Origin of the sequence: Heyndrickxia oleronia (assembly GCF_017809215.1) — a bacterium.
In the GTDB taxonomy this organism is placed as follows: domain Bacteria; phylum Bacillota; class Bacilli; order Bacillales; family Bacillaceae_C; genus Heyndrickxia; species Heyndrickxia oleronia.
In genome coordinates, this window is record NZ_CP065424.1 from 660173 (window position 1) to 673997 (window position 13825).

Below are 13825 nucleotides of genomic sequence, written 5' to 3' on the forward strand. Positions count from 1 at the left end.
TATTACTATTAAAGGAATATAATTGGTTATTTTTCTTTAAGAAGAAGACAAATAACATAATGGTGCCGTGCTGGTTGGGAAAAACCCTTACTTTTCACAGAAAAGGTAGCTTTTTTGCTCTACAATTCTTTTTTTCCTAGTACTATTTTTGATGGGGGACATTGGGGATTGAGGGGATTGCATGTGATGTATCAAATTGTTCGGCTTTTTTTGTTGGGGGCAATTGTGTGGTTTGGGGAAAAGGATTGCCCAGCAACTCAATTTTTCTATGAATTTTCTCATGATTAGGTCTGTATTGATTTCCTATTGATGGAGAAACTTTCTCGTTTTTTTGCATTGAGCAACTATGGAGGACGGGATGGTTTCTTCCAAAGTCCTTGTGGGGCATAGGCTTTGTTCGAGGATGTGATCTGGATTTTTTTGGTTGCTTTTAAGCAACTAACAATACAACTGTTGAAGTAACTTTCAAAGAGAAGGTTGAAGATGTTAAAGCTCTTAAGTTCTCTATCGAAGGTTTAACTGTATCCAATGCAGTTGTTAAACAAACAGATGATAAAACTGTAGTTCTTACAACTTCTGCTCAAGAAGGTGGAAAACTATACACTGTTAAATCTGGTGACAAAACACTAGGTAAATTTAAAGGTGTTTCTGCAGTAATTCCTACTGGGGTTAATGTAGTAGAAAAATCAATCCAAGGTGTACTTGGTCAAGAAGTAACAGTTAAAGCTCAAGTTACTGTTAAAGAGGGAGATTCAAAAGCGGGTATTCCTGTTACATTCAACGTTACTGGAAGCAATCAAACATTAAATGCTCCACAAGTTGTTGAAGCAACTACTAATGAAGAAGGTATAGCTACTTACACTTACACGCGTTATGCAAATACAACAGATACTGTAACTGCATATGCAACTGGTGACCGTACTAAGTTCTCAACTGGAACAGTTTACTGGGCAGCTGCTAAGCAATTAACTGTTAAAGATATTACTGAAGCAACTACTTTAGTTAACGGTTCTAATAAAGTTTATGAAATTAATTCAAGCAAAAATGCTGGTAAATATGTATTTGTTGCATTTGAAGAAAACTTAAATGTAACTCCTGACAAAGTTACCAAAGGAGTTTCAGCACAAGGTGTATCTACTTATGTGTTAAATTCAAATGGAAATGTTACAACTACTACAGCTGATTATCCACATGAAGTAACTACAGGTGGTAAGGCTGTAATAGCAGTTAAACTTGATGCTAATGGTAAAGCTAACTTAGTTTTATCTGGTAAAGATGCTTCTGTAACTCCAATTGTGTACGAAGGTACCGTTCTCGCTGGTCAAGATGGAGATCAAGCAACAGAATATAATGCTGAATATTCTGCAAGAGCACTTCAAGCTAAAGCTTCTAAAGTTACATTTGAATTAAAACATTCTCTTGGATTAAAATTAGAAGCGTTAGGAAATAAAGAAGCAGCAAAATACTTGAATTCAAAAGAAACTGGTGGTCGTGACTACAAAGTTACTTATACTGATAAAGATGGTAAACCGGTATCTGTAGATTCAAAAGTAAAAGTTGCAATTGATAAAGCTGGTATAAAAGGTAACTTCTACCTATTAGATTCAGATGGGAATTCATTACCAGGACAAACAATAAACGGAAAAATTTACTATGAAGTTTCTGTAAATAAAGATGGTCAAGCAACATTTACTGTTGCAGGTGATACTGCTAATGATTATGTAACACCTGTTGTATTTGTTGATAACGGTGCTACTAAAAACGAATTAGATAAAAATGATTTACAAGCTACTTCAGACATTACTTATTTTGTAGAGAAAGTAACATATTCTGCACAATTAGTAGCTCTAGGAGCAGATGGTAAACCTGTAAAATCAGCATTAGCTGATGGTAATGATTACATTGAATTTGTTTATAAGCTAGTTGACCAAAATGGTAAACCACGTCGTGCATCTGATGCAACAAGCGTTACATTTAATGTAAGTGCTGGAGCTGGAACTCTAGTTTTACCTGATGGAACTGAAATAGCTCCAGATGGTAAAGAATCAATTACTAAAACTATTTCAACAAGTGATACAGAAGCTTCTGTTAGAATTAAAGCTAAGGAAGGATCAACAGCATATGTAACAGCTGTAGGTTCACGTGCAGGGGTTGTATTACCAACTACTGATCCAGCATCATTAACTGGAACTTTCACAAGCAAGGGTGAGTTAGTTGATGGAAAAGCTTATTCTGGATTAGTAACAGATGTTGATAAGGCAAATCACAAAGTAACATTAGAAATTAACGGTAAGAAACATACTCTTTCATACACTGATAGCAGCTTATATATCAGTGGAGTTGTTGCAACACTACCAAACTTTGAAGCTGAATTAAATATTGGTGATACAGTACAATATGTACCAGGTAAAACTCCTTATTTTGATATTACTAATAATGTAGCGCCTGATACAACTGCACCTGTTTTAAGTTCTGCTAAATACCAAGCATCAAAAGCTGCTGTTCCTGGTGCAAAAGCTGGTGTAACAATTCAAGGTATTAAATTCACTGCTACTCAAGTTGGTACAGATGGTAATGATGTGACAATTAAACTAGTTGATACAGATACAACAAATACAACTGCATCAATTGCTTATGACAGTATTGGTAAGGTTTTAGTTGTAGATTTAGCTGGTGAAACTCCTGCTGGTGGAACTTACGCAATCACTGATACTTTGAATACTGTTATTACAGCTGTAAATGCTAAAAAAGCTGTTACAGGAATTGAAGCTGTCCTTGATAACGGAGCAACTGGTACTACTTTAGCAACTGTTTCTTCTGGAACAGATAAAACTGCAGGTGGAGTGAATGCTGAAGCAGCTATTAATAATTCAACATTAGTATTGACATTTGATGAAGCAATCGCGAATACTTCAAGTGTAAATGTTCAAGTGACTGGAAAAACTTTAGGTACAAATCCTGTTTATTCTTGGGATAATGATAAAAAGGTTCTTACAATCACTTTAGGTGCTGGTGCTGATGTTGCAGTAGGAGATGTAATTTCTTCAACTGGTGCAAAAGATGCATCTGGTAACATTCAATCTGGTAATGTAACTATTCAATAATTTGGTAAATCAATCTCTTTTAAATATTGTATTATAATTAATGAAGAATTTTTAGGGAATTGTGCTTGACACTACCTGAAATTTTGTTAAAAGATTGATAGACAAATAAAATGATGGAAGGCTCTGTAGAGTGATCTCTACAGAGCTTTTTATTGTACTTTTAAATCAAAATTGAGAATAATAAAAAAGAATCGCGATAAATTGAATGAATTCCTTGTACTGTTAGAATACATAAAAAAATTCCCAATCCTCTAATAAAGCTATTCGTGTTTTGGTAATCAGGTTATGAGTGGATAGATCGGATAACTAAAAAAAGGGAAATTAAAGCCTATTGTTTGTAGTTTGGATAAAAAATGGGCAAGTAATTGCATTGAGTTTTAGATAACTATATAGTGGGGTGTAAAGTTATGATTAAATATCAAAAAGTGATTTTTAATGGGGGTATTTTCTATATAGCATTCAACAAATCTACTTGATTTTATGAAGCTGATATTTTACTACTAAAAGATTTATATTCCAAAAGTGAATGATATCTTACAGAGTATGAGTATATTTGTATACATGAGAAAATAGCTTTGGAATATTAGTAATGTTTTTTTACAACGACTAAATCGATTGAAGTTAAAGGAATTGCTAGATCAGCAGGCTCTTTAGTATTAATCAATAGGAACTAGTGTTGGGGACAAAGGGATTGCTTAAACTTTTGCAATTCTGTATTTATAATCTATTAAAAAAATGTATAAAATGAATAGACCCTTCCTAATTAAGAAGGGCCAAGCATGCTTAAGCAGTAATATCATTATTTTTCTTTTTAGGTTTCATAAATAAAGCTAAACATCCTGCAATCATTAAAAAGATAAATGCAAAAGTAAAAAATAATCCATTAATGAAAAATCCATAAATAGAAAAAATAATTAATAAAATGCCGCATATTTTTCTAACTGCAGGTTTTGGCGCCCAAGACAAAAAGCCTACAAATATGGCTAATATACTTAACCAAAATACTGCAGCCCCATCATTAGCCATATCACTTTCTCCAAATATTGTTCCACCTGCAGTAACTAAAAATCCTGAAATAATTCCAGATATACCCCCAATGATACTAAGAACAGCAATCCAAATTTTCACTTGTTATCCCCCAATTTTGAATGTTTATGTTTTACCATAAAATACAATATATGTATTTATTATAGTCCTATTTTAACCTTCCTCTCTTTCTAGATATTTCTACATGAAACTTTATATTCCTCCTAAAAGTTAAAAGTATATACGACAACTTACTTCTTGATAGTTTATAAAATATCCTATTTTGCGTTTGTTGGGAGAAAACACAATACAGAATTAATCAAATGGATGTACAAACAAAAATATTTCATGTGGAAATAAGATAGAAACAATTAAGATCCTTTCCTTTTATAGATATCAGGTTTCGACTGTCATCATTGTCCTCTTTCAGTTTGAACAAAAAGCGGATAGCAAAAAGGAAATATAACCAATTAATCCCCTTTCAAATTTATGATAATTAGATAATTTTTGTAATATTTATGGGTTGATTTAACTGTTTCCTTTGAGTATATTAATTTGGTTAATAATTATTACGTTTTTATACAAAATTCGACAATTTGGTATGTTATTATAGATAAGATTTTTTTATACTAGAATAAGAGGAGGGAGAAATTTGGGGAGTTTTGCAATCATCATGCCTGTTTTTAATAAAATGGATTATCTCAATCAGGCAATTGATAGTGTGATCAATCAAACATTAGATTTTCGAGAAAATATAGAATTGATTATTATTAATGATGGAAGTACAGATAATAGTTCTCTTATTTGTAAACAATACAAAGAAAGATATCCTAATCATATTAAATATGTAGAAACAGACAATAACGGACCTGGTGCTGCAAGAAATTTAGGATGTAAAATGGTGTCGGAACATTCAGATTATATCGGATTTTTAGATGCAGATGACACGTTGGAACTGAATGCTCTCGAAAAGGTCGATCATTTTTTTAGTGAATATCCTGTAGATTTGGCAATTTTACCAATTAAGTATGTTGATTCAAAAGGTGTGATAAAAGAGCATGCACTCAATTATCGCTTTCGTAAAGGTGATCGAATCATTAACATTTTAGAAGAGTACTCTGCTATTCATTATTATGCCGGTGGAGTTTTTATAAAAAAGAAATTATACGAAAACAATCAATTCAGCTTTGTTACATCTATCTCTTATTGGGAAGATGCCCTGTCTTTCAATCGTTATTTAATAGAAAATAACGATTATGGGGTAGTAACAGACACTGCCTATTATTATAGAAGAGAAGATAACGGACATTCATTAGTAGATGAATCATGGGGGAATATGGCTAGGTTTAACTTGTTAGACAACGGCTATAAGAAGTTGATTGATTTGTCATTGGCTAAGTTTGGAACGGTCATACCATATATTCAGTATTTGTTGGTATATCATATTAAGCTATATCTATATAAGAAAAACTCAAAAATATTTATGACTTCCTTAAACGAAGAGGAAAGAGAAAAATTCATCGTATCCTTCATCAATATCATCAGGTATGTGGATGATCGTATCATTCTTGAACAAAAGATGAATCATTACTTTAAAGAATTTTTAATATCGCTAAAAAGAAATGGATGGCCTTTAAAGAGAGTAAGTATTTCTAAGAATCATCGTTCCGATAAAATAATTATCAAAAAGAAAACCTATGTAGGATTGGGGATAAAAATAGAGGGTTACCATAGTTCCGAATTCGATAGTTTGACAGAAAATGATTGTATCTATATAAAAATAGGAAAAAAATTAAAGAAATGCCCCAAGAGAGAGATTAAAAAGGATATAAAAATATGGGGAGTTACCGTTAGAGACTTTAAACATGCGGGATTTGAAATATTCCTGCCACTACATCGTCTTAACATTGAATTTTACTTGTCTAAAAATGGTCTTATACATAAATTGAACGAATTTAATTATTACGTAAGAGTGATGAATAAATTAACAGGTTTGTTCAAACGAAATAAACAAGAAATAAAATATGGTCAAAAAGTAAAGAACTATGATGAAGAATCGATCATGTTTACTAAATAGAGTTCTAGAAGTGAGGGTTTATATTAATGTATGATATTTCGGTGATTATTCCGACATATAATTCTGAAGATTTAATAGCTGACGCATTGGATTCAATCAATCATCAAACCTTTAATGGGAAAATAGAAATTATTTGTGTGGACGATTGTTCTGAAGATAATACTGTAGATGTGATAAAAGGTTTTCATAGTAAAGAAAACAGGATGATAAAGGTTTTACAGCAGTCTCAAAATCAAAGACAAGGAGCTGCACGAAATAGAGGAGTACAAGAGGCTAAAGGGGAATACATCTTCTTTTTAGATAGTGATGATGTGCTTGATGAAAATACGTTGGAGGTTATGTACAAAAAGGCAAAGCTAAGAGATTGTGATTTTGTACTCTGTGATTGGACGTATCTCTATAGTGATAGAGGAGAAGTATATGTTAATAATGATCTATTCCTAATTGAAGAATGGTTAGAGATGGATCAATGTGAAATGCTATTTCAAGCAGAATCGTATTTTACCGTTAATAAATTATACAAAAAGGACTTTTTGGAAAAAAATCATATTCGTTATGGAGAAGGCTATATTTATGAAGATCTGGAGTTTTATATAAATGTAGTTCAAAATGCCAATATGATTGGTATCGTCAGTAATCCATTTTATAAAGTTAGGATTAATCCTAGCTCTACTACAAAAACAAACTACCATACTACCGTGCATATGAATGATTATCTTGCAGCAGTTTCCAGATCATTAACTATTTTTAGCCCAAGACATGAAGAGTCTTTTTATATGGTTTATAAATATCTTTTTTACAGAGCGCAGCTATATTCAGAAAAACGGATACCAAAAAAATACCGAAAACAAATGGTGAAAAGTACAGTTGAGCTATTAAATAACCGAAATAAAACCTATTATATCCCTGAGAAGATTGTCTTATTTAATCAGCTATACTTTCATAATAAATTGATTATGGATAATAAAATTAAGACGATTATGCTAGTAAGGAAATTACAGAAAAAAGGAAAATTAAATCGTTATTATAAACTGTATCGCAGCTTAAAAAACATGATTGATATCCATTTTTATATAAACAAATTGAAGGAAAGTAAATTAAATAAAAAAAGACGATTATATCATCTAGAAAAAATAAAAAAGAAATATCAGTCGTCTCCCGTTCAAAGCAATACGGTCCTATTTTTAGGTTTTGATTATCGTTATACGGGTAATTCTAAATACTTTTTTGATTATTTAAAGGAAAGATATCCGGAATTGAACATTAATTATGTTACGAAAGATGAAGCGGTACCTCTAGAATACCGAATCAAACCGAAGAGTGCAGAATTTTGGAAAGCCCTTGGCGAGGCAAAGGTTTTTATAACTGAAAGCTGGACCCCCTTAGCATTTTATAAGAAGGAAGACGCTTTATGGCTTCAGCTTTGGCATGGAACTCCCTATAAAAAGCTGTTTTTTGATAGCCATGAAAAGTTTGTTTCTAAATATAATCGGAACCATAAGCGAAACAAGAAAAAAGATGTGGCGAAATGGGATTATCTTTTAGCTGATTCGGAAGGCGGAAAAAATAAATTTAAGAGTGCCTTTTCTATTTCTAGTGATAAAATCCTCAACTATGGCTATCCAAGGGTGCAATGGCTGAAGGACAACGATAATAATCAAGTACTAAAGGAAGAAATAAAACAGAAATTACAAATCTCCAATGAGAAAAAGGTTATTTTATATGCACCTACATGGAGAGACTATAATTTTAAAAATAAATACCCAGATTTTAATTACTTGATTAATCTTAGAAAATTAGCGGCTGAAATTGGGAATGAATATGTCGTGATTGCTAAATTACACTCAATGGAAAAGCAAAATTTAGCGATTGATAATATCATTATCCCTTCAGGAGATATCGAAACCCAAGAATTATTATTAATCACGGATTGTCTCATTAGCGATTTTTCTTCGATTATCTTTGATGTTTTACCGATCAATCGGAACATACTACTTTATATAAATGACGAAGAAAAATATAGAGATGCCAGAGGAGCGTATGAGGATTTAGAAAAATTATTAGATCCATTTACGTTTAATCATGTAGAAGATATTATTGACCAAATCAATAACAAAGAAAGTCTAATCATCCATCCGAACTATAGTAAATTAAAGGAGACCTATGCAAATGTGCATGGATGGGATAGTAATAAAAAGCTTGCAGATGTGATCGTTAATTATATGAAGGAATGAGATCATAGATATTAAATATTCTCAACACTTGTCCTGATATATACATTTATTAAATCTTAATCCTTTATAAATATTGAACGCCTATTCTTTGGTTTTTATCGAAGAATAGGCTTTTAGTTTTCCAAAAAGCGCTGAGCTAGTAGGGATCATACTAATGAAATTCAATCATCTACCTTATTAATAACTACTTTCTTCATGTAAAAACTTAATATATGTATTAATTGATCGCCCATATACGCAGGAGAGTAGGGAAAATCATGATCAATCCATTCTAAAATTAAACCAATAATACCATGTACCTGATACGTATTAAAAAGCTTGATATTAATTTCGGGATCTACCTCAGTATAGGTGAATTCGGAATAGTCTTCTCTAAATAATTGAACTAACTTTTTAATCATTTTTTCTCTAAAATTAACATTTACTTTTGAACTCAGCATCAGTTTATAGAACTTTTTGTTTTCTAGAAAGTGGTAGAATAATACAATTGAATGGGATGATAGTTCTTCGAGATCCACAACAGATAATTGAAGGTAGGGCTTACGAAAAGCCTCCGTCATTTTTTCAAACATCTCATCAATTATCTCTTCAAGTACATCTTCCTTACTTTTATAATGGGCATAAAAAGTTCCACGATTGTAATCAGCGGCTTTTACAATCTCTGTAATGGTAATCTCAGAAAAGTTTTTTTCTTCCATTAAAGATAATAATGTTGATCTGAAATTTTCTTTTGTTCTTTTTACTCGTTTATCAGGATATTGAACAGACATACATAACTCCTTAGAAAACTTTAGTGTACAAATTCAAATAATCTGTTGGTTATCGTACATATCATTAAGTATTGCATATTGAAGCTATTATATAAATATTCTATGCTTGATTTGTTTCATCATAATTGATCCTAGGATTCTATGCAAACGATGAAATGATGGGCTAAATGCTTTCGAAGGAAAGTAAATGCTCAATCATTTTAATTGTAAAAATAGAACTTTAGGGAATTATGTATAACATAAAATCTAAGGATAGGTGATTGAAATGACATTTCCAGTATTAGACGGTAAAGTAGCGATAGTAACCGGTGCAGCAATGGGGATGGGCCTTGCTACAGCTAAACTTTTTGCGGAAGCAAAAGCTAAAGTAGTAGTAGCAGATTTTAATGAAGAAAAAGGACAAGCAGCAGTATCTGAAATTGAAGCAAATGGAGGAACTGCCTATTTTATAAAAGTTGATATTTCTAAATCAGATCAGGTACAAAATATGGTGGCGAAAACCGTTGAAAAGTATGGACGTCTTGATGTAGCTGTCAATAATGCCGCATTAACACCAGATAATGCCCCTGCAGCAGAATTTGATGAAGATTATTGGAATAAGCTAATCGCTGTTGATCTTACAGGAACAGCACTATGTATGAAATATGAATTACAACAAATGATTAAACAAGGACAAGGCGGAAGTATTGTTAATATTTCATCTGTAAGTGGTTTCCGTCCTCAACCGAATAATATTGCCTATGTAGCTGCTAAACATGGAGTCGTAGGAATGACAAAGGTAGCTGCACTAGAAAACGGTGATAAAAATATCCGCGTCAATTCAGTAGCACCAGGAGCAATCGATACTCCTATGCTAAGAGGTGCCTTGATAGAAACAGGACAAACAGAAGAAGAATTCGCACCCCAACTCAGTCTACTAGGCAGATTCGGTCAACCAGAAGAAATTGCCCAAGCAAGCCTATGGCTAGCCTCAGACCAATCCTCTTACGTAACCGGAACAGTCATACATGCTGATGCTGGATACACAAGTCGTTAAAAAGGGAGGGACAAAGGGTCGGTTCCGTTGTCCCAAAATAGTAAGGTTATAACAGGAAAACCAGATTCCTATTTTCATAGAAATCTGGTTTTGCCATTTATTCGGCTTTAACAAGGATTTTTACTTGGTCTCTTTCCTTTAATAAGCCTTCAAATCCTTCTTCGATTACTTCATCAAGTTTAATACGTTTTGATACTAGTTTGTCAGCAGGGAAATAGCCTTGAGCCATTAAGCTGATAACAGCTGGGAATACGTCACGGTATCCAATAATACCAGTTAAAGAGCGTTCTTTCATGACGATATCATGAGGGTGGATAGGTGCTTCTTTTTCGAAAATACTAACAACCATTGTTTCACCATCAATTTTAGTAGCGTTGATTGCTTGTTTCAGAACAGGTGGGACACCAGTTACTTCATAAGCTACATCAACACCGCCATTGGTACGTTTGTAAATTTCTTCAACAGCGTCATATTCTTTAGGATCAATCACGATTGCGCCAAGCTCTGCCGCTTTTTGTTGACGAATCTCGGATAACTCGACAGCATAGATTTCTGATGCACCAGAAGCTTTCAGTGCTTCAATAACCAGTAAGCCGATAGGTCCTGTACCGAAAACTGCGGCTTTGTCGCCGACTTTTAGTTTACTTTGGCGAACAGCATGAAGTGCCACTGCAGATGGTTCAACAAGTGCACCTTGTTCAAATGATACTGTTTCTGGTAATTTATGAATCATTTCAGCTGGTACAGCTGCATATTCTGAAAATCCACCGCCGCCTCCAGCAAGACCATAAAATCCCATTTTATCGCAAAGATTATATTTTCCTTTTTTACACGCTTCACACTCACCACAAGCATAAATCGGTTCAACAGTAACACGGTCGCCAACTTGTACAGTTGTCACACCTTCACCTACTTCAACAACTTGTCCAGAAAATTCGTGGCCCATAACAATTGGAGCTTTATCTCCACTTAATGGATGTGTTTCAGTAGGGATGAAGATTGGACCAGCTGTATATTCATGTAAATCACTGCCGCAAATTCCGCACCATTCTACCTTTAATTTTACTTTGCCTTCTAGAGCTTGAGGCTCTTCGATATTTTCTAATCGTAAATCTTTTTGGTTATGCCATCTTAATGCTTTCATCTCATGCATCTCCTAAAAAATTATAGTTTTTACACCTCCAATATACTCTTTCTGATTACATTATTCAAGAGACCGGCCTACCAAAAACTAGAAAAGAAAAGCTAAATTACAAACTACTTTCTGCCTAATTTCACTTTTATCTATTTAAAACGAATATTTCATCCTTTATTAATTTTGTGTCAAATTAAGGAACTTGTTGGGACAGGGGGTCGGTTCCGTTGTCCCAGAGTGCTGAAAAGATTCCTTCAAGATTTATGTCCACCACATCTCTGTAATGGACTCTTTAACCATAATAGGTTTTAAGTTTTCAACAGCTTTTGTAAATCCTTCATTAATGGACATCAACCCGTCCTCATGCTCAATACTAATAACATAATCGTAATTCATCAGCCTTAACGCACTAACAATATCAGCCCATGTTTTTACATCATGACCAAAGCCAACGGTTCTAAAATACCATGCGCGATCACGCATTTCCGAGTAGTCTGTCATGTCTGTAAGTCCGTTTCTATTCATATTATTTTGATCGATAATTGTATCTTTCGCATGAAAATGGTGAATAGCATTCTCACGACCAAGTATTTTAATGGCTTCTATTGGGTCAATACCTTGCCACCACATATGACTTGGATCAAGGTTGGCGCCAATTGCAGGACCACATGCCTCTCTTAACCGCAGCATGGTATTTGGTGTATGCACAGAAAATCCTCCATGAAGCTCTAAGCCTATTTTTACATTATGAGCCACTGCAAAGTCATTTTTTTCTTTCCAATACGGAATCAGCTTCTTTTCCCATTGCCATTTTAAAATTTCTTGAAAATCATGGGGCCATGGTGTGACGGGCCAGTTGGGATAGAGGGCATGCTCATGATCGCCTGGGCATCCCGAAAAGGTATTAACAACAGGCACTCCTAGTTCAGAAGCAAGAAGGATTGTTTTTTCTAATAATTGATTTGCCGGTTCAGCAATCTTTTTTTGTGGATGTAGTGGGTTGGCATGACAGCTTAATGCACTAATCACTAATCCATGCTCTTCAACCTTTTGCTTAAACTGTTGTAAAGCCTGGGGATTCGTTAATAACATATCCACATTACAGTGTGCATTACCCGGATAGCCCCCTGTCCCCAACTCAATAGCTTCCACACCTTTAGAAGAAACATAGTCTAACATGTCATCAAATGGCATATCGGAGAATAAAACTGTAAAAACACCTAATTTCAAAGAAAGCCCTCCTTCTATAAAAAAAGTTCAGAATATACTGATTTGTAATCCATTACATTTATAACCATATATAAATTATTGAATATAATCAATGTTTTTCTGTATGAATTTTTTGTATTGACAGATAATTCTGTTCATAATATCATGAAAATGAAATCGATTACAAAAACTTGTAAGGACATAGAAAGTAGGATCAAGATGGCAAACATCAAGCAGGTTGCTAAAGAAGCAGGGGTATCAGTAGCTACCGTTTCAAGAGTATTAAATGGACAGAGTACTGTAAAAAGTAAAACAAGAATTAAAGTAGAAGAAGCAATTAAAAAATTAAATTATGAGCCTAGTATGTTAGGTAGGAATTTAAGAAACTCTGAAAGTCGATTACTACTCGTGTTAATTCCAAAAATTTCAAATCCGTTCTATTTAGAAATTATTAAAGGGATTGAAAGCACAGCAATTGGTAAAAGTTATAATATTCTTCTATGCGAAACAGATTCCAATCCGGAAAGAGAGAATATTTATTTTGATTTAGTTAGAAAAAAAATGGCTGATGGTATTATTTCGATGGATCCAGCTGTAGATATGGAAGCATTAACAAAGTTAGCTAAAAGGCATGCCATTATTCAATGCAGTGAATATGCGGAGAATAGTCTTATTCCATATGTGACCATTGATAGTGAAGAAGCTGCATACCGGGCCGTAAAGCATTTAATTAAAATTGGTCATACAAAAATTGCTTTGATTAATTCAGATGAAAAATATTTATATGCCAGACAACGTAAAATGGGTTACCTAAAGGCTTTAAAAGAACATGGGATAACTGTGAATGACGATTATATCTACCATACACAGCAATTAGGTTTTGAATACGGCCAACAGGCAATGAAAAAAATTTTGAATTTAAAAGATAGACCTACGGCTATTTTTGCTGTATCAGATCTGTTAGCAATCGGAGCGCTTAAAGAAATAAACGCAAATGGATTGCATGTACCGAATGATATAGCAATCGTCGGCTTCGACAAAATTGATTTTTCCAATATGACCCATCCTACACTTACTACCATTGCCCAACCAATGTATAAAATGGGAAAGATAGCTGCCGAAATGTTGATCAATAAAATACAAGGCAAAGAGGTTGAAAGTGTTATTTTAGATCATGAATTAGTTATACGCGAGTCTACATCAGGATAAGCAGTGATTAAGACTAGCGCTCTGT

At 33.5% G+C, this 13825-nt stretch carries 9 protein-coding genes; 5 read left to right on the top strand and 4 right to left on the bottom strand.

From position 1 onward, the window contains the following. The first annotated feature begins 1142 nt into the window (after positions 1-1142). On the top strand, positions 1143-3104 hold the full coding sequence (locus tag I5818_RS03480; RefSeq protein ID WP_078110497.1) for a hypothetical protein: 1962 nt from the start codon (positions 1143-1145) through the stop codon (positions 3102-3104). 783 nt (positions 3105-3887) lie between these two features. Here I5818_RS03480 and I5818_RS03485 read toward each other — a convergent pair. Then, a complete protein-coding gene (locus tag I5818_RS03485) occupies positions 3888-4232 on the bottom strand; it encodes a hypothetical protein (RefSeq protein ID WP_078111549.1) in 345 nt (114 codons plus the stop codon). A gap of 550 nt (positions 4233-4782) precedes the next feature. Between I5818_RS03485 and I5818_RS03490 the strand changes: the two genes are divergently transcribed. Next, positions 4783-6207 (top strand): glycosyltransferase family 2 protein, encoded by a 1425-nt coding sequence (locus I5818_RS03490; RefSeq protein ID WP_209391854.1) that lies wholly within the window; start codon positions 4783-4785, stop codon positions 6205-6207. Between the two features lie 26 nt (positions 6208-6233). Continuing rightward, entirely contained in the window at positions 6234-8441 is a 2208-nt protein-coding gene (locus I5818_RS03495) for a bifunctional glycosyltransferase/CDP-glycerol:glycerophosphate glycerophosphotransferase (protein WP_078111439.1), read from the top strand. Positions 8442-8602: 161 nt separating this feature from the next. On the opposite strand, the gene I5818_RS03500 is transcribed toward I5818_RS03495, so the two are convergent. Then, positions 8603-9211, bottom strand: coding sequence for a TetR/AcrR family transcriptional regulator (locus I5818_RS03500; protein WP_078111567.1), 609 nt, complete (start codon positions 9209-9211; stop codon positions 8603-8605). Positions 9212-9476: 265 nt separating this feature from the next. On the opposite strand from I5818_RS03500, the gene I5818_RS03505 reads away from it, so the two are divergent. After that, entirely contained in the window at positions 9477-10247 is a 771-nt protein-coding gene (locus I5818_RS03505) for an SDR family NAD(P)-dependent oxidoreductase (protein WP_058006677.1), read from the top strand. Positions 10248-10344: 97 nt separating this feature from the next. Here the strand turns inward: I5818_RS03505 and I5818_RS03510 are convergent, their stop codons facing one another. Together I5818_RS03510 and I5818_RS03515 are read right to left on the bottom strand one after the other, a co-directional pair. Beyond that, the gene (locus I5818_RS03510) at positions 10345-11391 is read right to left on the bottom strand and encodes a 2,3-butanediol dehydrogenase (RefSeq protein ID WP_078109690.1); all 1047 of its coding nucleotides are present in this window, start codon (positions 11389-11391) and stop codon (positions 10345-10347) included. A gap of 252 nt (positions 11392-11643) precedes the next feature. Continuing rightward, a complete protein-coding gene (locus I5818_RS03515) occupies positions 11644-12612 on the bottom strand; it encodes a sugar phosphate isomerase/epimerase family protein (RefSeq protein ID WP_078109689.1) in 969 nt (322 codons plus the stop codon). Between the two features lie 198 nt (positions 12613-12810). Between I5818_RS03515 and I5818_RS03520 the strand changes: the two genes are divergently transcribed. Next, entirely contained in the window at positions 12811-13800 is a 990-nt protein-coding gene (locus I5818_RS03520; RefSeq protein WP_071974707.1) for a LacI family DNA-binding transcriptional regulator, read from the top strand. The last annotated feature ends 25 nt before the right edge of the window (positions 13801-13825 follow it).